This window comes from Pseudaquabacterium rugosum (assembly GCF_038066575.1).
Taxonomy (GTDB): Bacteria; Pseudomonadota; Gammaproteobacteria; order Burkholderiales; family Burkholderiaceae_C; genus Pseudaquabacterium; species Pseudaquabacterium rugosum.
This window is the reverse complement of sequence record NZ_JBBUTF010000014.1, coordinates 160,069-185,192: the sequence shown is the minus strand read 5'-3', so window position 1 is coordinate 185,192 and position 25,124 is coordinate 160,069. Positions and strand designations below refer to the sequence as shown.

24 protein-coding genes are annotated in these 25,124 nt (G+C 73.6%); 11 read left to right on the top strand and 13 right to left on the bottom strand.

Annotation, left to right across the window (positions count from 1 at the left end):
* Window positions 1–105: 105 nt before the first annotated feature.
* Window positions 106–456, top strand: coding sequence for a hypothetical protein (locus AACH11_RS16155; protein ID WP_341375271.1), 351 nt, complete (start codon window positions 106–108; stop codon window positions 454–456).
* Between the two features lie 10 nt (window positions 457–466).
* On the opposite strand, the gene AACH11_RS16150 is transcribed toward AACH11_RS16155, so the two are convergent.
* Window positions 467–1,222: a YggS family pyridoxal phosphate-dependent enzyme gene (locus AACH11_RS16150; protein ID WP_341375270.1), complete on the bottom strand. Its 756-nt coding sequence runs from the start codon at window positions 1,220–1,222 to the stop codon at window positions 467–469.
* Between the two features lie 200 nt (window positions 1,223–1,422).
* Between AACH11_RS16150 and AACH11_RS16145 the strand changes: the two genes are divergently transcribed.
* The 3 genes from AACH11_RS16145 (at window position 1,423) to AACH11_RS16135 (ending at window position 4,678) form a co-directional block, all read left to right on the top strand.
* A complete protein-coding gene (locus AACH11_RS16145) occupies window positions 1,423–2,466 on the top strand; it encodes a type IV pilus twitching motility protein PilT (RefSeq protein ID WP_341375269.1) in 1,044 nt (347 codons plus the stop codon).
* Window positions 2,467–2,563: 97 nt separating this feature from the next.
* Window positions 2,564–3,700 (top strand): PilT/PilU family type 4a pilus ATPase, encoded by a 1,137-nt coding sequence (locus AACH11_RS16140; protein ID WP_341375268.1) that lies wholly within the window; start codon window positions 2,564–2,566, stop codon window positions 3,698–3,700.
* Between the two features lie 84 nt (window positions 3,701–3,784).
* Window positions 3,785–4,678 carry an NAD(P)-dependent oxidoreductase gene (locus AACH11_RS16135; protein WP_341375267.1) on the top strand — a complete coding sequence of 298 codons (894 nt, stop codon included), beginning with the start codon at window positions 3,785–3,787 and terminating at the stop codon, window positions 4,676–4,678.
* 90 nt (window positions 4,679–4,768) lie between these two features.
* Here the strand turns inward: AACH11_RS16135 and AACH11_RS16130 are convergent, their stop codons facing one another.
* The 3 genes from AACH11_RS16130 to AACH11_RS16120 all read right to left on the bottom strand — a co-directional run bounded on the left by AACH11_RS16130 (window position 4,769) and on the right by AACH11_RS16120 (window position 6,626).
* On the bottom strand, window positions 4,769–5,449 hold the full coding sequence (locus AACH11_RS16130) for a BON domain-containing protein (RefSeq protein ID WP_423228766.1): 681 nt from the start codon (window positions 5,447–5,449) through the stop codon (window positions 4,769–4,771).
* A 41-nt stretch (window positions 5,450–5,490) separates the two neighbouring features.
* A complete protein-coding gene (locus AACH11_RS16125; RefSeq protein WP_341375266.1) occupies window positions 5,491–6,090 on the bottom strand; it encodes an SIS domain-containing protein in 600 nt (199 codons plus the stop codon).
* Window positions 6,091–6,203: 113 nt separating this feature from the next.
* Entirely contained in the window at window positions 6,204–6,626 is a 423-nt protein-coding gene (locus AACH11_RS16120; protein WP_341375265.1) for a YraN family protein, read from the bottom strand.
* Between AACH11_RS16120 and rsmI the strand changes: the two genes are divergently transcribed.
* Entirely contained in the window at window positions 6,619–7,590 is a 972-nt protein-coding gene (gene rsmI, locus AACH11_RS16115; protein WP_341375264.1) for a 16S rRNA (cytidine(1402)-2'-O)-methyltransferase, read from the top strand. The genes AACH11_RS16120 and rsmI overlap by 8 nt on opposite strands.
* A gap of 12 nt (window positions 7,591–7,602) precedes the next feature.
* Here rsmI and AACH11_RS16110 read toward each other — a convergent pair whose 3' ends face one another.
* Window positions 7,603–9,939: an ATP-dependent DNA helicase RecG gene (locus AACH11_RS16110; protein WP_341375263.1), complete on the bottom strand. Its 2,337-nt coding sequence runs from the start codon at window positions 9,937–9,939 to the stop codon at window positions 7,603–7,605.
* Between the two features lie 127 nt (window positions 9,940–10,066).
* Between AACH11_RS16110 and AACH11_RS16105 the strand changes: the two genes are divergently transcribed.
* Both AACH11_RS16105 and AACH11_RS16100 read left to right on the top strand, forming a co-directional pair.
* Complete coding sequence (locus tag AACH11_RS16105; protein WP_341375262.1) at window positions 10,067–10,480, top strand: polyhydroxyalkanoate granule-associated phasin; 414 nt, start codon at window positions 10,067–10,069, stop codon at window positions 10,478–10,480.
* 93 nt (window positions 10,481–10,573) lie between these two features.
* Window positions 10,574–11,752 (top strand): NAD(P)H-dependent flavin oxidoreductase, encoded by a 1,179-nt coding sequence (locus AACH11_RS16100; protein WP_341375261.1) that lies wholly within the window; start codon window positions 10,574–10,576, stop codon window positions 11,750–11,752.
* Between the two features lie 49 nt (window positions 11,753–11,801).
* On the opposite strand, the gene AACH11_RS16095 is transcribed toward AACH11_RS16100, so the two are convergent.
* Complete coding sequence (locus tag AACH11_RS16095; protein WP_341375260.1) at window positions 11,802–12,326, bottom strand: class IV adenylate cyclase; 525 nt, start codon at window positions 12,324–12,326, stop codon at window positions 11,802–11,804.
* A gap of 168 nt (window positions 12,327–12,494) precedes the next feature.
* Here AACH11_RS16095 and AACH11_RS16090 point away from each other — a divergent pair, with 168 nt between their 5' ends.
* The gene (locus AACH11_RS16090) at window positions 12,495–14,693 is read left to right on the top strand and encodes a phosphate transport regulator (protein WP_341375259.1); all 2,199 of its coding nucleotides are present in this window, start codon (window positions 12,495–12,497) and stop codon (window positions 14,691–14,693) included.
* Window positions 14,694–14,869: 176 nt separating this feature from the next.
* Here the strand turns inward: AACH11_RS16090 and infA are convergent, their stop codons facing one another.
* A complete protein-coding gene (gene infA / locus AACH11_RS16085; protein WP_341375258.1) occupies window positions 14,870–15,097 on the bottom strand; it encodes a translation initiation factor IF-1 in 228 nt (75 codons plus the stop codon).
* A gap of 568 nt (window positions 15,098–15,665) precedes the next feature.
* Between infA and AACH11_RS16080 the strand changes: the two genes are divergently transcribed.
* Together AACH11_RS16080 and AACH11_RS16075 are read left to right on the top strand one after the other, a co-directional pair.
* Window positions 15,666–16,685, top strand: a complete 1,020-nt coding sequence (locus AACH11_RS16080; protein WP_341375257.1) for a Bug family tripartite tricarboxylate transporter substrate binding protein — start codon at window positions 15,666–15,668, stop codon at window positions 16,683–16,685.
* 431 nt (window positions 16,686–17,116) lie between these two features.
* Window positions 17,117–17,521 (top strand): DUF3597 domain-containing protein, encoded by a 405-nt coding sequence (locus AACH11_RS16075; protein ID WP_341375256.1) that lies wholly within the window; start codon window positions 17,117–17,119, stop codon window positions 17,519–17,521.
* A 205-nt stretch (window positions 17,522–17,726) separates the two neighbouring features.
* Here the strand turns inward: AACH11_RS16075 and AACH11_RS16070 are convergent, their stop codons facing one another.
* The 3 genes from AACH11_RS16070 to AACH11_RS16060 form a co-directional block, all read right to left on the bottom strand.
* Window positions 17,727–19,094: an acetate/propionate family kinase gene (locus AACH11_RS16070; protein ID WP_341375255.1), complete on the bottom strand. Its 1,368-nt coding sequence runs from the start codon at window positions 19,092–19,094 to the stop codon at window positions 17,727–17,729.
* Window positions 19,091–20,518, bottom strand: coding sequence for a bifunctional enoyl-CoA hydratase/phosphate acetyltransferase (locus AACH11_RS16065; RefSeq protein ID WP_341375254.1), 1,428 nt, complete (start codon window positions 20,516–20,518; stop codon window positions 19,091–19,093). Before AACH11_RS16065 ends, AACH11_RS16070 begins: the two co-directional genes overlap by 4 nt.
* 73 nt (window positions 20,519–20,591) lie before the next feature.
* The gene (locus AACH11_RS16060; RefSeq protein ID WP_341375292.1) at window positions 20,592–21,371 is read right to left on the bottom strand and encodes an SDR family oxidoreductase; all 780 of its coding nucleotides are present in this window, start codon (window positions 21,369–21,371) and stop codon (window positions 20,592–20,594) included.
* A gap of 224 nt (window positions 21,372–21,595) precedes the next feature.
* On the opposite strand from AACH11_RS16060, the gene AACH11_RS16055 reads away from it, so the two are divergent.
* Window positions 21,596–21,817: a SlyX family protein gene (locus AACH11_RS16055; RefSeq protein WP_341375253.1), complete on the top strand. Its 222-nt coding sequence runs from the start codon at window positions 21,596–21,598 to the stop codon at window positions 21,815–21,817.
* A 43-nt stretch (window positions 21,818–21,860) separates the two neighbouring features.
* Here the strand turns inward: AACH11_RS16055 and AACH11_RS16050 are convergent, their stop codons facing one another.
* From AACH11_RS16050 to lplT, 3 genes are all read right to left on the bottom strand, one after another.
* Entirely contained in the window at window positions 21,861–23,057 is a 1,197-nt protein-coding gene (locus tag AACH11_RS16050) for an amino acid aminotransferase (protein ID WP_341375252.1), read from the bottom strand.
* 76 nt (window positions 23,058–23,133) lie between these two features.
* Window positions 23,134–23,631: a glutathione peroxidase gene (locus AACH11_RS16045; RefSeq protein WP_341375251.1), complete on the bottom strand. Its 498-nt coding sequence runs from the start codon at window positions 23,629–23,631 to the stop codon at window positions 23,134–23,136.
* Window positions 23,632–23,688: 57 nt separating this feature from the next.
* Entirely contained in the window at window positions 23,689–24,969 is a 1,281-nt protein-coding gene (gene lplT / locus AACH11_RS16040) for a lysophospholipid transporter LplT (protein ID WP_341375250.1), read from the bottom strand.
* Window positions 24,970–25,124 lie beyond the last annotated feature (155 nt).

The following is a 25,124-nucleotide window of genomic DNA, read 5'->3' as shown; positions in this document are numbered from 1 at the left end:
ACACTCCGGACAGACCCTGAACCCAGGGCTGGTCCGCACCACACAGGTTCATCGGCCCCGTCCTTGCGCACCGCCGGTGCGTGTCCGACCCGAGGAGGTGTCCAGATGACGAATGACGTGTCCCGCCGTGATCCGCAATCCTCTGCGCCGCCACGCCGACGTGGCCGCCGCCTGCTGCTGACCACGGCCTTGCTCGGCACCCTGGGCGCGACCTCGGTGGCCGCGGCGCCCCCGGGCCTGATCGACTGGCACCTGGGCTGGCACTCGCTGCAATCCTGGTGGGACTCGCCGCTGGGCGCCGCGCTGCCGGATCTGGCCCATCAGGCCAGCCGCGCCGTGAGCGAGGGGTCGCGCACGGCCCCCGGCGAAAGCGGCGGCCTGGACCTGCACGGCGCCGTGCTGCTGGGCCTGAGCGTCGTGGTCGCCCTGCTCAAGCTGCAGCACCGGGTGCGCTGAGCGCGCGGCCTCAGGCGCCGGTGGCCGCCCCGGCGACCGACGCCCCGGCGACCGGCGACCGGGCACGACCGCCGAAGACCGCCGTGCCGGCGCGCACCCAGGTCGCCCCTTCGAGCACGGCGGCCTCCAGGTCGGCGCTCATGCCCATGCTCAGGGTGTCGAGCCGCTGGCCGCCGGGCGCCAGCGCCGCGTTGACGACGGCCAGCAGCTCGTGCAGCCGGCGGTGCGGCTCGCGCTGGGCGGCCAGGCCCTCGACCGGTTCGGGAATGCTCATCAGGCCGCGCAGGCGCACGCGGTCGGCCGGCAGCGCGGCCACCGCACAGGCCAGTGCAGCCACATCCTGCGGTGCGACGCCGCTCTTGCTGTCCTCGCCGCTGATGTTGACCTGCAGGCACAGCTGCAGCGGCGGCAGGCCATCAGGCCGCTGCTCGGCCAGGCGCTGGGCGATCTTCAGGCGGTCCACCGTGTGGATCCAGTCGAAGGCGGCCGCCACCGGCCGGGTCTTGTTGCTCTGCAGCGGACCGATCAGGTGCCACTGCAGCTGCGCCCGCAGATCGGCCAGGGCGGCGATCTTGTCCAGCGCCTCCTGCACGTAGTTCTCGCCGAAGGCGCACTGGCCGGCGGCATGGGCCTCGCGCACCGCCTCGGCCGGAAAAGTCTTGCTGACGGCCAGCAGGGCCACCGCACCCGGGGGGCGTCCGGCCCGTGTGCGGGCCTCCTCAAGTCGGGTCAGGGTCTGCTGCAGTTGATGGGCGACGCTGGTCATAATCCCCGCAAGCCTACCCGATGCCCTGTGGCATCGTGGTCACCGGGCCGGTCACACCCCGCCTTGCAGCGGCCGCCGCCTGCGCGGCGACGCCCGGCTCGCCCTCCCCCGATCCGCTCGCGCGCGCCCTCCATGGCCGCCCCCTGGACCGCACGCTGCGCCTGCACACTTTCGCCGTACAACGCCGTACAACGCCGTACATGGACATCACCCAGCTGCTGGCCTTCTCGGTCAAGAACAAGGCCTCCGACCTGCACCTCTCGGCCGGACTGCCGCCGATGATCCGCGTCAATGGGGACGTGCGCCGCATCAACGTGGACCCACTGCCCCACAAGGCGGTGCACGACATGGTCTACGACATCATGAACGACAGCCAGCGCAAGGCCTACGAGGACACGCTGGAGTGCGACTTCTCGTTCGAGATCCAGGGCCTGGCGCGCTTCCGGGTCAACGCCTTCAACCAGAACCGCGGCGCGGGCGCCGTGTTCCGGACCATTCCCAGCAAGATCCTGACGCTGGAGCAGCTGAACGCGCCCAAGATCTTCGGCGACCTGTCGATGCGCCCGCGCGGCCTGGTGCTGGTGACCGGCCCGACCGGCTCGGGCAAGAGCACGACGCTGGCGGCGATGGTCAACCACCGCAACGAGAACGACTACGGCCACATCCTCACCGTCGAGGACCCGATCGAGTTCGTGCACGAGAGCAAGAAGTCGCTGATCAACCAGCGCGAGGTCGGCCCGCACACGATGAGCTTCTCGAACGCGCTGCGCTCGGCGCTGCGCGAGGACCCGGACGTGATCCTGGTGGGCGAGCTGCGCGACCTGGAGACCATCCGCCTGGCGCTGACCGCCGCCGAGACCGGCCACCTGGTGTTCGGCACGCTGCACACCTCGAGCGCGGCCAAGACCATCGACCGCGTGGTCGACGTCTTCCCCGCCAGCGAGAAGGAGATGGTGCGCACCATGCTGTCGGAGTCGCTGGTGGCGGTGATCTCGCAGACGCTGTGCAAGCTCAAGGACGGCTCGGGCCGGGTCGCGGCGCACGAGATCATGATCGGCACGCCGGCCATCCGCAACCTGATCCGCGAGAACAAGATCGCCCAGATGTACTCGGCCATCCAGACCGGCCAGAACCTGGGCATGCAGACGCTGGACCAGAACCTCGTCGATCTGGTGCGGCGCAACGTCATCGCCTCGAGCGAGGCGCGCTCGAAGGCCAAGATCCCCGAGAACTTCCCGGGCTGACGCCAGACGCCGCCGGCCGGCGGAACGCGCGCGCCCGAGGGCTGTGGGCACGCGCGCAGGGAGCACGACACGAACATGACACCAGGAATCCAGCACCATGGAACGCGACCAGGCCTCCAAATTCGTCAATGACCTGCTGCGGCTGATGGTCGCGCGCGGGGGGTCGGACCTGTTCCTGACCGCCGACTTCCCGCCGGCGATCAAGGTCGACGGCCGCATCACCAAGGTCAGCCCGCAGCCGCTGACCGCCCAGCACACGATGGCCCTGGCCCGTTCGGTGATGAACGAACGCCAGGCCGCCGAGTTCGAACGCACCAAGGAGTGCAACTTCGCCATCTCGCCCCAGGGCGTGGGCCGCTTCCGCGTCAACGCCTTCATGCAGCAGGGCTGCGTCGGTCTGGTGCTGCGGACCATCCCGCAGGTGCTGCCGACCGTCGACAAGCTCGGCCTGCCGAAGGTGATGAAGGACATCTGCATGGCCAAGCGCGGGCTGGTCATCCTGGTCGGCGCCACCGGCTCGGGCAAGAGCACGACGCTGGCGGCGCTGGTCGACTGGCGCAACGAGCACAGCCAGGGCCACATCATCACGATCGAGGACCCGGTGGAGTTCGTGCACCCGCACAAGAACTGCATCGTCACCCAGCGCGAGGTCGGCCTCGACACCGACGGCTGGGAACAGGCGCTGAAGAACACGCTGCGCCAGGCGCCCGACGTCATCCTGATGGGCGAGATCCGCGACCGCGAGACGATGGAGCATGCCGTCGCCTTCGCCGAGACCGGCCACCTGTGCATGGCCACGCTGCACGCCAACAGCGCCAACCAGGCGCTGGACCGCGTCATCAACTTCTTCCCCGAAGAGCGCCGCCAGCAGCTGCTGATGGACCTGTCGCTGAACCTGCGCGCCATCGTCAGCCAGCGCCTGCTGCCGCGCGAGGAGGGCAAGGGCCGCGTCGCGGCGGTCGAGATCCTGCTGAACACGCCGCTGGTCTCGGACATGATCTTCAAGGGCGAGGTGGCCGAGCTCAAGGACCTGATGAAGCGCAGCCGCGAGCAGGGCATGCAGACCTTCGACCAGGCGCTGTTCGACCTCTTCGAGGCGCACGAGATCAGCTACGAGGACGCGCTGCGCAACGCCGATTCGGTCAACGACCTGCGCCTGCAGATCAAGCTCAACAGCCAGCGTGCGCGCAACCGCGATCTGGCCGCCGGCACCGAGGGCATCACCCTGCTGTGAGCACCGGCGCGGCCGGCCGGGCGGGCCGTCATGGCCCGCGCCGCTAGCATGCGCATCCGCCCCCTGACAACGTCGTCATCGACCATGAGCAAGACCTACGAACCGATCTCCCCGCTGCGCGTGGCCTTCCTGGGCCTGGGCGTGATGGGCCATCCGATGGCCGGACACCTGGCCCGCGCCGGCCACGACGTCTGCGTCTACAACCGCACCGCGGCCAAGGCCCGGGCCTGGGTCGCCGAGTACGGCGGCCGGGCCGCCGACACCCCGCGCGAGGCGGCGGCCGGCGCGCAGATCGTCTTCGCCTGCGTCGGCAATGACGAGGACCTGCGCAGCGTGGTGCTGGGTGCCGACGGCGCCTATGCCGGCATGGCCGCCGGCGCGATCTTCGTCGACCACACGACGGCCTCGGCCGAGGTCGCGCGCGAGCTGCATGCGGCCGCCGGCGCCGCCGGCCTGCACTTCGTCGACGCACCGGTGTCCGGCGGCCAGGCCGGCGCGGTCAACGGCGTGCTGACGGTGATGTGCGGCGGCGACGCCGAACCCTTCGCCACCGTCCAGCCGGTGGCCATGGCCTTCGCGCGCGCCGTCACCCGGGTCGGCGAGGCCGGTGCCGGCCAGTTGGCCAAGATGGTCAACCAGATCTGCATCGCCGGCCTGGTCCAGGGCCTGGCCGAGGCCATCGCCTTCGGCCAGAAGGCCGGGCTGGACATGAAGCAGGTGCTCGACGTGATCGGCAAGGGCGCCGCCCAGAGCTGGCAGATGGACAACCGCGGCAAGACCATGGTCGACGACCAGTTCGAGTTCGGCTTCGCCGTCGACTGGATGCGCAAGGACCTGGGCCTGGTGCTGGACGAGGCGCGCCGCAACGGCGCCCGCCTGCCGGTCACCGCCCTCGTCGACCAGTTCTACGGCGACGTGCAGAAGCAGGGCGGCGGCCGCTGGGACACCTCCAGCCTGATCCGCCGGCTGAGCGACTGAGCGACTGAGCGACTGAGCGACTGAGCGACTGAGCGACTGAGCAGCTGAGCGGCCTGGAAGCGGCACGGCCGCGGAAGGCCGCGCCGACCGTCAGCGGTTGCCGGCGGTCCTCGGTGCGGTCTCGGCCAGCTCTTCCTCGCTGACCACCTCGAAGACCCGCACCACCTTCTGCACGCCCGACACGCCGCGGGCGATGTCGGTGGCGCGGCGCGCCTCGCGCTCGCTGACGCGGCCCATCAGGTAGACGATGGCCCGCTCGGTGACGACCTTGACCGCCGAGCCCGGCAGATCCTTGGCATCGAGCAGCGAGGACTTGACCTTGGTCGACAGCACGGTGTCGTTGGAGCGCGAGCCCAGCGAGCTCACGCCGGCCACGGCCAGCTCGTTGACCACGCTGCGCGCGTTCTCCAGGCGCTGCACGGCCTGCTCGAGCTGCTGCTTGCCGGCCTCGCTCGGCACCTCGCCGGTCAGCAGCACGATGCGGTTGTAGGCGGTGACGTTGACGTGGGCGCTCTTGCCCATCAGCTCGACCGCCTTGCCCGAGGCCTTGATCTCCAGGCCCTGGTCCTCGATCTGGGTGCCGGTGGTGCGGCGGTCGACGGCCATCAGGCCCCCCCCGACGAAGGCGCCGCCGAGCAGCAGCGGCGCACAGGCGCTCAGGCTGGCCAGGGCGCTGGCGCCCAGGCCGACGGTGAGCGCCAGACGGGCGAGGCGTGCGGCCGGACCGCGGGCGCGACGGACGGACGCCGGCGCAGAGACGGGAACGGACAGGGACACGGGGACGACGGCGCGGACGCCGGACTGCTTCAGGTTCATTCGGGGTCCTCTTCGCCGAGGAGCTGCAGGTCGATCGCGTCGCACAGGCAGTGCAGGACGAGCAGTTGCATCTCGCGCACGCGCATCAGGCGCTCGTGCGGGACGGCCACCAGCAGGTCGGTGTCGGCCAGCGCGGCACCGACGGCGCCGGGCTGCTTGCCGGTGATCGCCAGCACCGTCATCTCGCGCTGCTGCGCGGCGACGACGGCCGCCAGCAGGGCGGTGTCGTGGGCCTCGTGCTCGCGCAGCAGCACCAGCAGGTCGCCCGGATGGCCGAGGGCCTCGATCTGGCGCGCCAGCACCTGCTCGGGGCCGGCGGCCGCGCCGATGGCCGCCAGCGCGACGCCGTCGGCGCCGAGTGCGATGGCGGCCAGGCCGGGGCGGTCACGTTCATGGCGGCCGGTCAGGGCCTGGGCCAGCCACAGGGCCAGCGTGGCGCTGCCGCCGAGACCGGCGACCAGCACGCGGCCGCCCGAGGTCAGGCCGGTGACCAGCATCTGCGCGGCCTGGGCGACCGGTCGCGCCAGGGCGTCCGCCGCCTGGTATTTCAGGTCGGCACTCTCGAAAAATTGCGTCTGGATGCGCTGCTCTAGCATGACGGGATCATAGAGCAGGGGTCGGCACGGTCAGTTCCGTGGACCCGGCCGGGCCCCGGCCCCGGCCCCGGCCCCGGCGGCGGCGGCGCCCGTCCGCCCGCCGCCCGCCCGGCTCAGGCCGAGAACGCCGCCGGCAGCCACTGCAGCCGATCGCCGTCGATGGCCACGACGTCGAAGCGGCAGGGCGGCAGCACCCGGCAGCCCAGCAGCCAGTGCTGGGCGGCGCGGATCAGCCGCTGCTGCTTGGCATGGCCGATGCTGGCCGCCGCACCGCCCGCCCCGGCCCGCCGACGGCTGCGCACCTCGACGAAGACGACGGTGCCGTCGCCGTCCTGCAGGATCAGGTCGATCTCGGCGCCGCGCTGGTGCGGGCCGCCGGCCAGCCGATAATTGCGCGCCAGCAGCCGCAGGCCGCGGGCCTGCAGATGGGCCAGCGCGCGGTCCTCGGCCGCGTCACCGACGGCCTTGGTCGACGACCGATCGTCCTCGTCACCCCGCACCCGGCCGCCCGCACGCGGCCCGTCCGCCTTGACCATCGACGCCTCCTTGCTGGCCCGGGCCGCGGCCGCGGCCGCCGGCCACCAGCATCACCCCGCCGCCACACTCTACGTGCTGGCCACACCGATCGGCAATCTGGCCGACATCAGCCTGCGCGCGATCCACCTGCTGTCGCTGGTCGACGCCGTGGCCTGCGAGGACACGCGGGTCACCGGCCAGCTGCTGCGCCACCTCGGCCTGGACAAGCCGCTGCTGGCCGTGCACCAGCACAACGAGCAGCAGGCCGCCGCCCAGGTGCTGCAGCGCCTGGCCGCCGGCCAGCGCGTGGTCTATGCCAGCGATGCCGGCACGCCGGGCGTCAGCGATCCCGGCGCGGTGCTGGTGGCCGCGGCGAGTGCGGCCGGCCACCGCGTGCTGCCGCTGCCCGGCGCCAGCGCCGCCATCACCGCGCTGTCGGTGGCCGGCGACGCGCAGGCCGCCGGCTTCCGCTTCGTCGGCTTCCTGCCGGCCAAGGGCCAGGAGCGTGCGCAGGCGCTGGCCCGCGTGCTGGCCGATGCCGACAGCCAGATCCTGTTCGAGGCACCGCACCGCATCGAGGCGCTGGCCGCCGCGCTGGCCGAGGCCGCACCGGCGCGCCGCCTGACGCTGTGCCGCGAGCTGACCAAGCAGTTCGAGACCGTGGCCACGCTGGAGGCCGGTGCGCTGCCGGCCTGGCTGGCGGCCGATGCCCAGCGCACGCGCGGCGAGTTCGTGCTGGTGCTGCACGCGCCGCCGCCGGTGGCGCTGGCCGAGGACGGGCTGCCGGCCGACGCGCTCGTGCTGCTGCAGCGCCTGCTGCCGGTGCTGCCGCTGAAGCAGGCCGCCGCGCTGGTGGCCGAGCACTGCGGCCTGCCGCGCAAGCGCGTCTACCAGCAGGCGCTGGCGCTGAAGGCCGATGCGGACGACGGTGACGGTGACAACGACGACGCGCAGGCCGCGGCCACGGACGACGCCCCGGCCTGAGCCCGGCCGCCCTCAGGCGCGCAGGAAATCCACCCGCGCCTCCAGCCAGCGCGCCACGTGCGCCCGCGCGGCCGCCGGATGGCCGCTCAGCAGCCTGGGTGCGACCGCCCGCGCCTGCTCCAGCAGCCCGGCATCGGTGGCCAGATCGGCGAAGCGCAGCAGCGCGTCCCCGCTCTGGCGCGCGCCCATGAACTCGCCCGGGCCGCGGATCTCCAGATCGCGGCGCGCGATCTCGAAGCCGTCGGTGGTCTCGGCCATCGCGCGCAGCCGGTCCTTGCCGGTCGGCGACAGCGGGCCCTGGTAGAGCAGCACGCAGACGCTGGCCACCGCACCGCGGCCCACGCGCCCGCGCAGCTGGTGCAGCTGGCTGAGGCCGAAGCGCTCGGCATGCTCGATCACCATCAGGCTGGCATTGGGCACGTCGACGCCGACCTCGATCACGGTGGTGGCCACCAGCAGCGCCATGCGCCCGGCCGAGAACGCGTCCATCACCGCCGCCTTGTCGGCCGGCGCCATGCGGCCGTGCAGCAGGCCGACCTCGACCCCGGGCAGGACGTCGGCCAGCTGGGCATGGGTCTCGGTGGCGTTCTGCAGGTCCAGCTTCTCGCTCTCCTCGATCAGCGGACAGACCCAGTAGACCTGCCGGCCGCGCGCGATCTCCTCGCGGATGCGGCCGATCACGTCCTCGCGGCGGTTGTCGGCGAAGACCTTGGTCAGCACCGGCGTGCGGCCGGGCGGCAGCTCGTCGATGGTCGAGACGTCGAGGTCGGCGTAGTAGGTCATCGCCAGCGTGCGCGGGATCGGCGTGGCGCTCATCATCAGCAGATGCGGCTCCAGGCCGACCGGCGCGGTGGGGCCGGACACGCCGCCCCCTCCGGGCACCCCGGACACCGCATCCGGCCGCTCCTCCAGCGGCTCGTCCGGCTGCGCGCCGGTGGCGGACGCGGACGCGGGCGCGGGCACCGCAACGCTGGCGCCCGCTCCGGCCACCTGGCCCTCCAGCTTGCGCCGCAGCTGCAGGCGCTGGGCGACGCCGAAGCGGTGCTGCTCGTCGATCACGGCCAGGCCCAGGCGGGCGAACTGCACGTCGTCCTGGATCACCGCGTGGGTGCCGACGACCAGCGCGGCCTGGCCGGAAGCCACCTGTTCGACCATCAGCCGCCGCGCCTTGCCCTTGCGGCTGCCGCTGAGCCAGGCCATCGTCTGGCCACGCGCGGCCAGCAGCGGCTCCAGCCATTGGGTGAGCTTGCGGAAGTGCTGCTCGGCCAGGATCTCGGTGGGCGCCATCAGCGCGCACTGCCAGCCGGCATCGATGGCCACGGTGGCCGCCAGCGCCGCCACCACCGTCTTGCCCGAACCGACGTCGCCCTGCAGCAGCCGGTGCATCGGGCGGGTGTGGCCGTCGGCCGCGGGTACCGCCACCGCCGTGCCGCCGGCCGCCGGGTCCGCCCCCGGATCGATCGCCAGGCCGCCGATGTCGGCCGCGATCTCGGCCACCACCCGCTGCTGTGCGGCGGTCAGGCCGAAGGGCAGCACGGCCAGCAGCTGCTCGCGCAGCCCGCCGTCGACCGCGCGCAGCACCGGTGCGCGCTGGCGCGAGCGGGCGCGCTGGGCGGCCAGCTGCGACAGCTGCTGGGCCAGCAGCTCGTCGAACTTCAGCCGTTGCCACGCCGGGTGCTCGCGGTCCTCCAGCGCATGCACCGGCTCGCCGGCCGGCGGATGGTGCAGGCGCTGCAAGGCCGCGCGCAGGCTGGGCAGGCCGGGCGGCAGCACGCCGGGCGGCAGCAGCTCGTCGAGCGGTGCGCGCGCCAGCGCGCTGGCCACGGCCTTGCGCAGATAGGCCTGCGGCAGCTGGGCGCTGGTCGGGTAGACCGGCGTCAGCGCCTGGGCCAGCGGCGTGTGCGCGTCGACCGCGCGGAAGGTCGGGTGCACCATCTCGTGGCCGAAGAAGCCGTGGCGCAGCTCGCCGCGGGCGCGGATGCGGGCACCCGCGGCCAGCACCTTCTGGTGGTTCGGATAGAAGTGCAGGAAGCGCAGCGTCAGCTCGGCCGTGCCGTCGGCCAGCCGCACCACCAGCTGGCGCCGCGGCCGCAGTTCGATACGGCAGTCGCGCACCAGGCCCTCGACCTGCACCGCATCGCCATCGCGCGCCTGGGCGATCGGCGTGATGCGGGTCTCGTCCTCCCAGCGCAGCGGCAGGTGCAGCGCGAGGTCGATGTCGCGCGCCAGGCCCAGGCGCTGCAGGGCGAGCTGGGCGGCCGAGAGCTTGCGGGCGGGGGCCGGGGCCGGCGCGGCAGGGTCGGCAGCGGCGGGCGGGGACGGCTTGCGGGCTCGGGACGGCGACACCATCGGCCCCATTCTGCCGTGCGGGCCGGCGCACCGGCCGCACCGGTGTCAGCCCTCACCGCCAGAGATCCGCACGCCACGACGAAAGCAGGCACACTGGCAGGAACTCGGGAAAACCCCAGGAGAGCAGATGCAACGTGTCTTCGACAAGTCGGTGGAGCTGGGCATCGCCGCGCCACAGGTCATCGCCCAGCGGGTGCAACGCATGCTGACGGCCGGGCCCGTGCCCTCGGCACGCGACCAGCGCGAGTTCCTGCGCATGGGCAGCGAGAAGGTGACAGCCTTCCAGCAGAGCTGGATGGCCATGGGCCTGACCTGGTGGCAGCAGAGCCTGCAGGCCCAGCAGCAGTGGCTGCAGGCCTGCGCCGGCCTGAACCCGTTGGCACCGATGCACACCTTGGGCACGCTGTCAGGCTGGTGGATGCGGCCGGCGACGATGGCCAACCGGGTGCTGGACGCGGGCCTCGCACCGGTCCACGCCAAGGCTGTGGGCAACGCCCGGCGGCTGGCCCGCGAGTCGCGCCGCCGGCCGCTGGCCCGCTGAGCGCCGGTCGGCCGCCCAGCGGCACGAACGCCCAGCGGCACGACCGCGCGGCCGGCACGGCGGAGAGGCCGGATTCACCGGCTATGCTGGGCCATGCGCCCGCTCAGCCCCGCCCTGCCCGCCGACCTGCTGCCCCTGATCCAGGCCCCGATGGCCGGCGTGCAGGGGCTGCGGCTGGCCCTGGCCGTCTCACGCGCCGGCGCGCTCGGTTCGGTACCGGCGGCGATGCTGGAGGCGACCGCGCTCGACGCGCTGCTGCTGCAGTGGCAGCAGGCGGGCCGCCCGCCGCTGAACCTGAACTTCTTCTGTCATCCGCAGCCCACGGTCGACCTGGCCGCGGAGACGGCCTGGCTGACGCTGCTGCGCCCGTATGCCGAGGCCATCGGCGTGCCCTTGCCCGCAGCGGGCGCGCCGCCCTCGCGCCGGCCCTTCGACGCGGAGATGGCCACGCTCGTCGAGCGCCACCGCCCGCCGGTCGTCAGCTTCCACTTCGGTCTGCCGGCGCCCGAGCTGCTGGCCCGCGTCAAGCGCGCCGGCTGCAGCGTGCTGTCGAGCGCGACCACGGTCGACGAGGGCCGCTGGCTGGTCGCCCACGGCGCCGACGCGGTGATCGCCCAGGGCCTGGAAGCCGGCGGCCACCGCGGCCATTTCCTGATCGACGGCCCACAGCCGCCGGAGCCGGCCGCACTCAGCGCCCATCTGGCGCGGCAGGCCCCGCTGGCGCAGCTGCTGCCGGCGCTGCGGGCCGCCCTCGACGTGCCGCTGGTGGCCGCCGGCGGTCTGAGCGACGCGGACGATCTGCGCGGCGCCTTCGCGGCGGGTGCCGACGGGGTGCAGCTGGGCACGGCCTTCCTGCGCTGCGATGAATGCGACACCAGCGCGCTGCACCGTGCCGCGCTGGCTGAACGCCCCCCGCGGCCGACGGTGCTGACCCGGCTGTTCAGCGGCCGGCCGGCGCGCGGCATGCTCAACCGCCTGCTGCACGAGCTCGATCCGCTGCATCCGACCGCGCCGGCCTTTCCGCTGGCCTCGACCGCGCTGGCCCCCCTGCGCGCCGCGGCGGAGGCCGCCGGCCGGGACGACTTCAGCCCGCTGTGGGCCGGCACCGGCTTCGCCGCCTGCCGGGCCGTGCCGGTGGCCACGCTGATCGACGGATGGCGCACAGTGCTGGAGGCCGGCCGCGCGGCCGCGGCGGGCGATCCGGCCGCTCAGGTGGCGCCGCCTGCGGCACCTCATCCGGCCGGTCAGCCAGCGGGCCAACGGCCGCGGTGACGGGCGGATGCGCCGGGCCCTGCGCCCGGCCTGGCCCACATCACCCGCCTCACCCGCCGTCGCGCGCCAGCAGCAGGTCCAGATAGGCGCCACGCACCAGATCCCCCGGGGCCACGCCGAGCTGGCGCATCAGGTCGCCGGCGATCGCATGGCCCTCGGCCTCGGTCTGGCCGGGCTGCAGCACCACCTCCAGCTCCATGAAGTCACCCAGGCCCTCGACCTGGTCCAGGTGCACCCGGGTGTGGCCGACCAGCACCAGGATGCGCGTCTTGCGCACCCGGCCGAGCACGCCGAGCCCGCGCGCCAGCACCTCGCGCATCCCGGCCGGTTCGGGCGCCGGGGTGAGCACGTAATCGGAGCGTTTGGGGCCCTGCGCATCCTCGCGCCGGTAGTGGATCAGCTCGCCCGAGCCATCGCCGAACACGCGCAGCTTGAGCCGGCCCTCGGGCACGCGGAAGAAGGTGTCGTCCTGGTGGATCAGGGGCAGATGGTCGTCGTCCGACAGGGCGCGGGCGATCGGCAGCAGCGCCTGGACGCTGGCGATGCGCGCCTTGATCTCGATGTTGGCTGGCATGCGGACCATTGTGGGCCCGGCCTGCCGGCCCGCACCGCCTGTCGACCACGGGATGCACAGCCTGTCACGGCGGGGTCACCGCGACCGGCCAGACTTCCGGCCGCGTGGCCGTTCGCGCCCCCCGCACCTGTTCCACGGACCTTCTTCTGCGCCCGACCGCAGCCGCCGATGCCCCTGACCGCCACGCCGTCGCCGGCATCCGCCTGCGCCGAGACGACCGCCGCCCCACCGCCCCCGGCCAGCGCCGCCCTGATGGCGCCGGCCCGCGTGCGCGCCGCGCTGCGGGCCCACGACCGCCTGCAGCAGCTGCTGGCCCTGCTGCAGCGCTGCGCGGCGCAGGCCTTGTCACCCGCCGCGGCCCATCCGCTCGACGAAGGGTCGCAGCGCCTGGCGCCGCTCGATCCGCGGCGGCTGCAGGCCGACGCCGCGGCGGGCGACATCGACGAGGACGGCCCTGCGGACGGCCCGACCGACGCGCCCCAGGACACCTGGCTGCAGGAGCTGCCCGCCCTGGCCCGGCGGCAGCAGGGCCGCCTGCTGCTGCCGGGCCTGCGGCGGCTCGCGGTGAGGCTGGATCAGGCGCTGGCCGTGCTGGCGCGCCCCTGGCTGGAGCTGATCGAGACCGAAGGTGGCGCCCTCGACGACCCGGCCGATCTGGCCACCCGCATCGCCGAGACCCACACCCTGCTGCAATCGATCACCCTGGCGGCCGACGAGACGCTGGATGACGCGCTGTTCGACCGACTGACCCACGGCCAGCGCGCCCGCGGTGACAGCCTGCAGCTGCTGCTGATGGACCTGCTGCCGGCCCTGCACCGGCTGAGCGCCCGCCGCGCCACCGAACGCGTGGCCGGCGCCCATGTCTGGCAACTGGCCGACGGCGCCGCCGGCGAGCTCGACCGTGCGCGCATCGGCGCCTGGATGCGCGGCATCACGCGCACCCAGGGCCTGAAACTCGATCACCCGGGGCTGGAGACGGCGGCCGCGCGCGACGGTGATCGGCTGCTGCTGCAGACCGACATCGGCAGCCGCGACGCACGCCTGGTGCGGGTGGAGGTGATGGACGACCGGCCGGCGATCGAGCAGCCGATCGAGCCGTCGACCCGCCGCCCGCCCCCGGCGGACGCGCCGGGCCTGCCCGGCCCCCGGCATCGCCTGCGCGTGCACTGCGCCGACCTGCAGCCACGCCGTCTGGCCTTCCTGCAGCAACTGCTGCAGGACCTCGGCGCACGCTGGGAGACGCTGGGCGTGCCCGCCGCCACGACCGACGAAGGCCAGGCCACGCCGGTGGCCGGCATCGCCCATCTGCAGGCGGAAGACGAAGCGGCCCTGCAGGACATGCTGTGCGCGATCGCCTCACGCCTGGTGTTTCTGATCGACTGGAACCGCGCCCGCAAGCGCCTGCTGACCTTCGTCGACAAGGCCGGCGCCCAGGCCGTGCTGCTGGAGGCCGCCCGGCGCGAGGTCGGCCATGCGGCCTGGCTGGCCGCCGGCGGCGAGCGCCTGCTGTGGCAGGCGATGTCGGACCAGGGCGCCAGCGCCTTCCACCTCGGCGACCGGCTCGACGAGGTGCTGGGCGACGAGGCCGCCCGCCAGTGGCTGGTCGAGGTGCTGGCGCTGGCCGCCCGTGCCGCCCAACGTCAGCAGCCGGTGGCGCTGCTGACCGACGAGGCCCGGCTGCTGCTGGCCCGTGCGCTGCACGGCCGCCGCAACGAGCTGGCCCTGCTGCAGGAACATGCCAGCCTGTGCCACGCGCTGGCGCAGAGCCTGCGCGACGGACTGGCCCACGGCCTGCAGACCCAGCCCGAGTCGGCACGCGCGCTCGCCTATCGGGCCAAGGCCTGGGAGCGTCAGGCCGACCATCTGGTGATGCGGCTGCGCCACCAGGCCGAACAGCAGCCCGCCTGGCAACCGCTGCTGCAGCTCATCCGCTGCAGCGACGACGTGGCTGACGCGCTGGAGGAGGCGTGTTTCACGCTCAGTCTGGTGGCCGAAGGCCATCACACCGGCTGGCTGGACAGCACGCGCCAGGCGCTGCTGGCGCTGGCCGATGCGGTGCTCGGTGCGGTGCAGGACCATGCGCAGGCGCTGGCGCTCGCGCAGAGCCTGGGACAGGCACCGCAGATCGGGGATCAGGAGGCGTTCATGGCGGCCACGCGCCGTGTGCTGCAGGCCGAACGCCGCTGCGACGAACTGCTGCGCGAGGCCCGGCGCACGCTGGCGCGGGACCTGCGCGATGCGGCTGCGCTGATGTTCGCCACGGAGCTGGCCCTGGCGCTCGAACGCGCCAGCGACCATCTGCTGACGCTGGTGCACGGCCTGCGCGGCCGGGGCATGCGGCCGGGCCAGACGCTGGCCTGGCACTGAGCCGGCACCGGGAAGACAGGGCCCGGCCTGCACGGGACCGCCGTGGCGGTCCGGCAGGGAGGGCCGAAGCGCCTGTGACGCCGATAGGCCGGACGCCGGTAGGCCGAAGAGGGCCTGCGCCGAGGCAGGCCTTCACGGGCGCGGCCGCCGTGGCGGCCATCCGGCCCGTGCCGCGATCAGCGGCGCTCGAGGTGACGGAAGGTGATCCGACCCTTGGTCAGGTCGTAGGCCGACAGTTCCAGCGACACGTTGTCACCCGCCAGGATGCGGATGTGGTGCTTCTTCATCTTGCCGCTGGTGTAGGCGATCAGCTCGTGGCCGTTGTCCAGCGTGACGCGATAACGCGAGTCAGGCAGGACTTCGGTCACCTTGCCGTGCATCTCGATCAGTTCTTCTTTGGCCATGGGCCGTATCTCCAGGTATCCGGTGGTGACGCGGTGCCGGAGAGTGCCCGGTGCCGCGCATGCTGGGTCGTACAGGCACCAGACACCGGATGACACGCGCCTGCGCGCACCGGATGGCTGCTCCCGTCGTGGCCACGGCACCGGTCGCCCACATCCGTCCCACCGTGGGCGGACATCCGGCGCCGGATGCCATGAGGCCGGGACGGTGGTGCCGGCACATGCCTGCGCATGTGGGCGGCCCGCCCGGGCCTGAAACACTCGACTCTCGACACCCCCGCCTCGACCCCGGCCCCGCGCGCCCCGCAAAGGTCACGCCGTACGGCCCAGGCCCCATACAGGGGCGAACAAACTTCGTATTCTAGCCCGCTCCCCTGGAATTGCCAGTGCGGGGTCGCAGGCGACGGCCCGCGGGCCCGCCCCCGGTCCCGCGCTGACGCCCGCCGGGCGCACCGGTCGGCGGCCGCCGGCCACTTTCTTGCTATGGTCCCACGGCCTGTCCGGTCGCGCCCCGGCACCCGCCGACCGCGCGACGGCCCGGATCCCCGCCGTCTTCGCCCCGCCCCGCACCATGACGATCCACGCCCTGACCTCCCCGTCCACCGCCCGCGCCGCCACCGGGCGCCGCCGCCTGCTGGCCGCCGGTGCCACGCTGGCCCTGGCCGCGCTGCAGGCGCTGGCCCCCGCCCACGCCGAAGGCCAGCCCTACCGGCTGCTGGTGGGCTTTCCGGCCGGCGGCGGCAGCGACGCCATCGCCCGCGTGCTGGCCGACAAGCTCAAGGACGAACTGGGCGCACCGGTGCTGGTCGAGAACAAGCCCGGGGCCGGCGGGCAGCTGGCCGCACAGGCGCTCAAGACCGCGCCGGCGGACGGCCACACGCTGTTCCTGACCCACGACCACACCGTCTCCATCCTGCCGCTGGTGGTGCGCACGCCCGGCTTCGACACCGCGCGCGACTTCGTGCCGGTGGCCGGCATCGCCACCTTCGTCAACGCGCTGGCGGTGGCGCCGGGCACGCCGGCGAAGTCGGTCGGCGACTGGGTGCAGTGGGTCAAGGGCCCGGGCGGCGGCAAGGGGGCGGTCGGCATCCCGGCACCGGCCTCGGTGCCGGAGTTCCTGGTCAAGGTGCTGGCGCAGAAGTACGGCCTCGACCTGGTGGCCGCGCCCTACCGCGGCAGCGCGCCGCTGATGGCCGACATGATGGGCAACCAGGTCGGCGCCGGCATCGCGTCGATCCCCGACTTCATCGAGCACCACCGCCAGGGCAAGCTGCGGGTGGTCGCGGTGCTGGGCCCGGGCCGCCAGCCGGCGCTGCCCGAGGTGCCGACGCTGGGCGAGCTGGGCCTGGCCGGCTTCGAGGAAACGCCGTTCTACGGCGTCTACGCACCGGCCGGCACCCCGGCGCCCCAGCTGGCCACGCTGGGCCAGGCCCTGGCCAAGGTCGTCGCCCAGCCCGAGGTGCGCGAGCGCCTGACCGCGATGGGGCTGAACGTCGGCTGGCAGAGCGGCACGCAGCTCGGCCAGCGCGAACGGGCCTACGCGGCCGGCTGGGCGCGCATCATCAAGGCCAGCGGCTTCCAGCCGCAGTGAGGCGACGGGCGGTGGCGTGACCTGCGGCTGCGGCTGCGCGCCATGGCTGGGGGGCGGGTGGGCTGGATGGACGCGCAGGCCGGATGCCCGGATGCCGGGTCGTGCTTCAGTGCTTCAGTGCTTCAGTGCTCTGGATGCCCGGATGCCCCAGGTGCCGCGATGCACGACGGTCGCGGCGACCGTCGTCGCGCGCACGCCACGCCCGGCGTGCGGCACACCGCCTCGGCGTGACGGAATGCCCGTCCGGACCCGGCCTGACGTGACGCCCTCCACGGCGGTCATCCGCCGTCCGACCGCGGCGGCCTAGCATGCCGGCGTCGCGGACGGACGACGGGCACGACCCGCATCCCGGCACCGCGACGTCCCGCCATCCGGCCGGGCCCGCCGCAGGTGACGGCCGTGCCCCGGCCACCACTCGCCCGAGGCAGTCCATGAGCATTTTCGGCAGCATCCTCTCGAAGCTGGGTTTCGGTGACAAGACCGAGGCCGCCGCACCTGCAGCCGCCGCCGCGCCGGCCGCACCCGAGGCCAGCGCCGCGCCGGTCGCCGCCGCGGCGCCGGCCGTGACCGCGATCAGCGTGGTCGATGTCGTCGCCCACCTGGAGAGCGCGGCCGCCGGCCACGCCGAAAAGCTGAACTGGAAGACCTCGATCGTCGACCTGATGAAGCTGCTGGGCCTGGACAGCAGCCTGGCCGCCCGCAAGGACCTGGCCACCGAGCTGGGCTGCCCGGCCGACAAGATGGGCGACTCGGCCCAGATGAACGTCTGGCTGCACAAGACCGTGCTGCAGAAGCTCGCGGCCAACGGCGGCAACGTGCCGGCCGAGCTGCTCTGAGATCCGCGCGCGGGCCGTACCGCCGCCCGCGCCGCCCTCGCAACAGCCCGAGTGGCCGCCCACGGCGGCCGTCAGGCGGCCGGTCCGACCTGCGTGCGTTCCGGCGGGTCGCCCGGACGGGCGTGGGGCGCGGACCGTGGGGCCAGGGCCCCGTGCCCGACACGGCCGGAGCCGCCACGGCCGAGGCCCTGACGCTCAGGGCCGGTCAGGACCGCTCAGGCCGGTCGGGGCCGCTCGCCGCGCACAGCGCGCGCGCCTGACGCGCCGCCACCCGTCCCTCGTCGGTCGGCACGACCCAGATCTCGGTGCGGCTGTCGGCCGCGTCGATGCGGCACACCGTATCCCCGGTGGCCGCCCGGTTGGCCTGCGCATCCAGCCGCAGGCCGAGGAAGGCCAGCCCCTCGACGAGCCCGGCGCGCACCGCCGCATCGTGCTCGCCGATGCCGCCGGTGAAGGCCAGCAGGTCCAGACCGCCGAGCACCGCCGTCAGCGCGCCGGCCTCGCGCAGCAGCCGCCGCGCGAACAGCGCCAGCGCCCGCTGCGCGCCGGCATGGCCTTGGGCGGCGGCCGCATGCAGCACGCGCATGTCGGCCGACAGGCCGGAGACGCCCTTCAGGCCCGACTCGCGGTAGAGCAGCCGCTCCAGCGAGGCGGCGTCGTCGCCGTGGGCCAGCAGGTAGAGCAGCACGCCGGCGTCCAGGCTGCCGCTGCGCGTGCCCATCATCAGACCGTCCAGCGCCGAGAAGCCCATGGTACTGGCCACGCTGCGGCCGTCGTGCACCGCGCACAGGCTGGCGCCGTTGCCCAGATGGGCCAGCAGCGCGCGGCCACCGGCCCAACGCGCGCTGCGGGCGGCCAGCTCGCCGGCCAGGTATGCGTAGCTCAGGCCGTGGAAGCCGTAGCGGCGCAGGCCGGCGGCCTCGGTGCGCGCCGGCGGCAGGGGCAGCAGGCGCTCGACCTCGGGCTGGCCGGCGTGGAAGGCGGTGTCGAAGCAGCCGATCTGCGGCACATCCGGAAAGGCCGCGCGCAACGCCCGCACGCCGTCCAGGTTGTGCGGCTGGTGCAGCGGGGCCAGCGGCGACAGGGCCGCCAGCCGCGCCAGCGCCGCATCGTCCAGCACCTGCGGGCCGTCGCCCTGCGCACCACCGTGGACGATGCGGTGGGCCACCGCCAGCAGGCCCTGCGGCGCATGGTCGACGACCGTGGCCTGCAGGCGCTGCAAGGCCGCATCGAAGGCCCCCGCCGCGCCGGCACCCTCCGCGGCACCGGCGGCCTGGGCGGCAGCGGCCACGGCCGGGCCCTCCCCCCCGAGCGCGGGCAGCGCTCCGACGGTGCGCTGTGGCTCGATGTCCAGCGCCTGTTCCGGCCCGCCGGCCAACCGCCAGCGCGGCCGCCCACCCGGCTCCAGGCCGCTGGCCTCACCGGCGAAGCAGGCCGGTCCCGTCGCCGGATAGAGGCCGAACTTCAGCGACGAGGACCCGGCGTTGACGGCCAGCACCGGGCGGGGATCGGCCCGCTGCGGCGTGTCCGCGCCCGCTCGGCCGGCCGCCGCGGGATCGGCCGCGCGGCTCATGCCAGCGCGCCGGTCGGCGACGTGCGGCCATGGCGCGCATGCAGCGCGGCCAGGGCGGTCGAGGCCATGCGGGAGGTCGCACCGTCGGCGCGGCTGGTCAGCGCGATCGGCACCCGTGCGCCCAGCACCACGCCACAGCTGGCGGCACCGGCCAGGTATTCGAGCTGCTTGGCCAGCATGTTGCCGGACTCCAGATCGGGCACGACCAGGATGTCGGCCTGACCGGCCACCGGCGAGACGATGCCCTTGATGCGTGCGGCCTCGGCCGAGATCGCGTTGTCGAAGGCCAGCGGGCCGTCGAGCAGCGCGCCGCTGATCTGGCCGCGGTCGGCCATCTTGCACAGGGCGGCCGCGTCCAGCGTGCTGGCGATGTCGGGCGTCACCGTCTCGACGGCCGACAGGATGGCCACCCGCGGCTGGGCGACGCCGAGGGCCTGCGCCAGCTCGATGGCATTGCGGATGATGTCGGCCTTGTCGGCCAGCGTGGGCGCGATGTTGATCGCCGCGTCCGTCACCAGCAGCGGCTTCGCGTAGGCCGGCACCTCGAAGCGGAAGACGTGGCTGAAGCGCCGGCCGGTGCGCAGCCGCGGCTGCTGCAGCACGGCACGCATCAGTTCATCGGTGTGCAGACTGCCCTTCATCAGCATCTGCACCCGGCCCTCGGCGGCGAGGGCGGCGGCGCGCTCGGCCGCGGCATGGCTGTGCTCGACCGCCTCGACCGGCAGCCCGCCCAGGTCCAGCCCGGCGGCCGCGGCCACCGCCTGGATGCGGGCCGGTGGGCCGACCAGCAGCGGCGCGATCAGGCCCCGGGCGGCGGCGTCGAGCGCGCCGCGCAGCGAGCCCTCGTCACACGGGTGGACCACCGCGCAGGGCACCGGGCCGCCGGCCGCCAGCGTCGGCGTCAGCGCGTCGACCCAGGCCTGCAGCCGGCCCTCGGGATGGAACAGGTGCAGCGTGGGCAGGGCCGCGCGCGGCCGCGTGATCTTCTCGGTCGGGGCCTTGACCTCGGCCAGGCCATCGACCACCACCTCGCCGGCCTGGTTGCTGACGCGGCAGTCCAGGCGCACCGTGTGGTGGGCCGGATCCTTGTCGCGCACCGTCAGCTCGACGCTCAGCGTGTCGCCCACGCGCACCGGGCGGCGGAAGCTCAGGCTCTGCGACAGGTAGATCGTGCCGGGCCCCGGGAACCCGGTGCCCAGCAGGCTGGAGATCAACGCGCCGGCCCACATGCCGTGGCCGATCACGCCGTGGAAGCGGGTGTGCTCGGCATAGTCCGGATCGACGTGGGCCGGGTTGACGTCGCCCGAGACCAGGGCGAAGGCCTGGATGTCGGCCAGCGTCAGCTGGCGCTGCAGCCGCGCGCTCTGGCCGGGCTGCAGCTCGTCGAAGGTCCGGTTCTCGATCAGGTCGTCGGCCTGGGCCATGGTCTGCGCGTCGGAAGACGGTGTGGGGAGGAGGATGCGGCCCGCGCCCCGGGGCGCCGCGGCCGCGCAGGATTCAGCCGACGGCGTGCAGGCCGCCGTCGACGTAGAGCGTCTGGCCGCTCATGCCGGCCGCGCCCGGCCCGAGCAGAAAGGCCGCGGCGTCGCCGACCTCGGCCAGCGTGACCAGGCGGCGCAGCGGCGCGCGCCGGCGCGCATCGGCCATCAGGCCGTCGAAGTCCGTCAGACCGGAGGCCGCGCGGGTGGGCATCGGTCCGGGTGACAGCGCGTGCACCCGCACCTGGCGCGGGCCGAGCTCCAGCGCCATGTAGCGCACCATCGACTCCAGCGCGGCCTTGACCGGCCCCATCAGCCCGTAGTGCGGCACCGCCTCGACCGCGCCCTGGTAGCTGACCGTCAGCAGGGTCGCGCCGTCGGCCGGCCAGTGCGGCTCACAGCAGCGCGCCAGCTCGGCGAAGCTGTGACAGGACACCTGCATGGCCTGGGCATAGCCCTCGGCACTGGTGTCGATGACGCGGCCGTGCAGCTCCTGCAGCGGCGCCCAGGCGATCGAGTGGACGGCGAAGTCGAGCCGGCCCTCCAGCAGCTCGGCGGCACGGGCCACGGTGGCGGCCAGCGCGCCGGGCTCGCGCACATCGCATTCGAGCAGCGGCGCGCCGATCGCGTCGGCCAGTGGCTGCACCTGGGCGCGGGCCTTGGCGTTCAGACAGGTCAGCACCAGGCGCGCGCCCTGGATCGCGCAGCGCTGGGCGATGCCCCAGGCGATGCTGTGGGCATTGGCCACGCCGAGGATCAGGCCATGGTGGCCCCGCAACGGGGGCAACCAGCGGGGCATGGCGTCGAGCGGCTCGGCCGCCGCATCGGCAAGGGACGGTGCATCGGGGCACATCGGCGGACTCCTGTGCGGACGCCCCGGTCGCGGACCATCCGCCCGGCCATCCTGCTGCAGTGCAGCATAACGGAGCCCGCCCGTGGACAGGATGTCGGCGCGATGACGCCCCCACGGTGCTTGATGCGCATCAAGCGTCGGCCCGGCGCCAGATGGGGTGAAATCAGCCCATGCCACATGCCGACGAGGACATCGACCGCCGCCTGACCGATCTGGAGGTCAAGGCCTGCTACCAGGACGACCTGCTGGAGACGCTCAACCGCCTGGTGGCCGAGCAGAGCGCGCAGATCACCCAGCTGCGCATGGCGCTGGCCCGGCTGGCCGAGCAGCAGTCCGATGCGCGGCCCGAGGGCTTCCGCAGCCTGCGCGACGAGCTGCCGCCGCACTACTGAGCGCTGGCCCGGCGCCGGACCGCGGGCGGCCCGGCCGTGGGACTCAGTCCGCCAGCACGGACGCCATCGCCTCGGCCACGCGGCCGACGTTGGCCTGGCTCAGACCGGCGATGCACATGCGGCCCGAGGCGATCAGGTAGACCGCGTGCTCGTCGCGCAGGCGGGCGACCTGCGCGGCGCTCAGGCCGGTGTAGCTGAACATGCCGCGCTGGGTCAGGAAGTAGCTGAAGTCGCGGCCGGGCAGGCGGGCCACCAGCGCGTCGTGCAGCGCACGGCGCATGGCGGCGATGCGCTCGCGCATCTCGGCCACCTCGGCGGTCCACATCGCGCGCAGATCGGCCTCGCCCAGCACGCGTGCCACCAGCTTGGCGGCGTGGATGCCGGGGCTGGAGTACAGGCGGCGCACGGTGTAGGCCAGCTGGCCGCGCACCAGCCCGGCCTCGGCGGCGCTGGTGCACACCACCGTCAGCGCGCCGCAGCGCTCGCCGTACAGGCTCATGCTCTTGCTGAAGCTGTTGGCGCAGAAGAAGGTGATGCCGGCGTCGGCCAGCGCGCGCACGGCGTAGGCGTCCTCGTCGATGCCGTCGCCGAAGCCCTGGTAGGCCAGGTCCAGATAGGGCAGCAGCTCGCGTTCCTTCAGCACCGGGATCAGCGCCTGCCACTGGGCGGGCGTCAGGTCGACGCCGGTCGGGTTGTGGCAGCAGGCGTGCAGCAGCACGATGCTGCGCGCCGGCAGCGTGCGCAGCGTGGCCAGCATGTCGTCGAAGCGCAGGCCGCCGGTGGCCGCGTCGTAGTACGGGTAGCGGTTCACCGTGATGCCGCTGCCCTCGAACATCGAGCGGTGGTTGTCCCAGGTCGGATCGCTGACCCAGACCGCGCTGTCGGGCAGCCAGGTCTTGAGGAAGTCAGCGCCCACCTTCAGGCCGCCGGACGAGCCGACCGTCTGGATCGTCACCGTGCGGCCGTCGGCCAGCGCCGGATGCGCGGCACCCAGCAGCAGCTGGCCGACCTCGGCCCGGCAGGCGGCGTCGCCTTCCATCGGCAGGTAGGGCTTGGCGCCACCGGCGGCCAGGATGCGCTTCTCGGCCTCCTGCACGCTGGGCAGCACCGGCAGGCGGCCTTCCTCGTCGAAGTAGATGCCGATCGACAGGTTGACCTTCTGCGGCCGGGCATCGGCCATGAAGGCGTTGACGACGGCGAAGATCGGATCGCCCGCGTAGGGCTGGATGTGCTCGAACATGGCGAAGAGGGCCGGCGACCGGCCGTTGCAGGGTGGGCGCGGAATGAAAGCGTGAATTGTCGCGTATCAAACCGCCTCAGGCGGCCGGCGTCGGGGCGGCCAGCGCCCGTGCGATGGCCTCGTCGAGGCGGGCCGGGGCGGTCTGCGGCGCATAGCGGTCGATCACCTGACCGTCGCGGCCGACCAGGAACTTGGTGAAGTTCCACTTGATGGCCTCGGTACCGAGCAGGCCCGGCGCCGCGCCCTTGAGCCAGCGCATCAGCGGATGGGCGGCCGGGCCGTTGACCTCGGTCTTGGCCAGCAGCGGGAAGTCCACGCCGTGCTCCAGGCTGCAGAAGGACGCGATCTGCTCCGCCGTGCCGGGCTCCTGGCCGCCGAACTCGTTGCTCGGCACGCCCAGCACGACCAGGCCGGCCTCGCGGTGGCGCGCCCACAGCTGCTGCAGGCCGCCGAGCTGGGGCGTGAAGCCGCAGCGGCTGGCGGTGTTGACCACCAGCAGCACGCGGCCGTCCCAGTCGCGCAGGCGCAGCGGGCGGCCGTGCAGATCGGTCAGGTCGAGGTCGGGCAGGGCCATGGCGGGAGCGGGACGGATCAGGCGGATCGGGTGCGGCGTGGACGGACCGCGCCGGGCTCAGTGCGCGTCGTCGCTGCGGGCGATCTGGAGCAGGCGCTCGACCTCGCCCCGGTGCTCGACGCAGTTGCGCAGGTGCCAGCGGCGGATCAGCTCCATCACGCCGGCCACGACGAGGCCGAAGACGGTGATGGCGATGAAGGTCGACAGGCCGAAGCGCGACATGCCGGCGTAGAAGGCGCCCAGGCCCAGGATGCAGGCCTGCTCGTTGAAGTTCTGCACCGCGATCGAGCGGCCGGCGCCCATCAGGTTGTGGCCCCGGTGCTGCAGCAGCGCGTTCATCGGCACCACCAGGTAGCCGCCGGCCGCACCCAGCAGGATCAGGAAGGGCACCGCCAGCCAGAGGTTGGTGACGAAGTTCAGCAGCACCGTCAGCAGGCCCAGCGCGATGCCCAGCGGGATCACGCCGACCGCGCGGTCCAGCCGCATCTGCATCGAGGCCGCCACCGCGCCCAGCGCCGTGCCCACCGCCACCACGCCCTGCAGGCTGGTGGCCTGGGTGGTGGTGTAGCCCAGCGCCACAGCCGCCCAGGCCAGCACCAGGTAGCGCAGATTGCCGGCCACGCCCCAGAACAGCGTGGTCGTGCCCAGCGAGATCTGGCCCAGCTTGTCGTGCCACAGGCGGCGGTTGCAGCCGGCGAAGTCGCGCACCATCGACAGCGCGCTGCCGGTCATCGGCACCAGCGGCGCCTCGGTGCGCGGGATGCGCAGGTTGAACAGCGCGGCGATCACGTAGACGAAGACCAGCACCGAGATCGCGGCCTCGGGTGCGGTGTCGATGCCGGTGCTCAGCAGCGGGACATCGAAGGCCAGCAGGTGCGGCGCGACGTGCGGGCCGACCAGCTGGCCGCCGAGCACCGCGCCGAGAATGATCGAGGCGATCGTCAGCCCCTCGATCCAGCCGTTGGCCTTGACCAGCTGCGAGGGCGGCAGCAGCTCGGTGAGGATGCCGTACTTGGCCGGCGAGTAGGCCGCCGCGCCCAGGCCGACGATGGCGTAGGACAGCAGCGGGTGGCTGCCGAACAGCATCATCAGACAGCCCGCGACCTTGATGGTGTTCGAGATGAACATCACCTTGCCCTTGGGCAGCGCATCGGCGAAGGCGCCGACGAAGGGCGCCAGCACCACGTAGAACAGCGCGAACATCGGCACCAGGGCGGCGCGCTGCCATTCGGGAGCGCCGCCGGTGCGCAGCAGCTCGACGGCGGCGATGAAGACGGCGTTGTCAGCCAGCGAGCTGAAGAACTGCGCCGACATGATGGTGGAGAAGCCTTTTTTCATCGTCCCGCGCAGTCAACCCAACGTCATTCCGGAAACTGCCGGCCGGACCGGCGCCGACATCTGTACGTCCGCGCCGACCGCCGGTCTGGATTGCGCGCATCCGCCGCCACCCGAGATCCCCGCCGGCGCCGTCCGCGGAGGGTAGGCCGCGCACA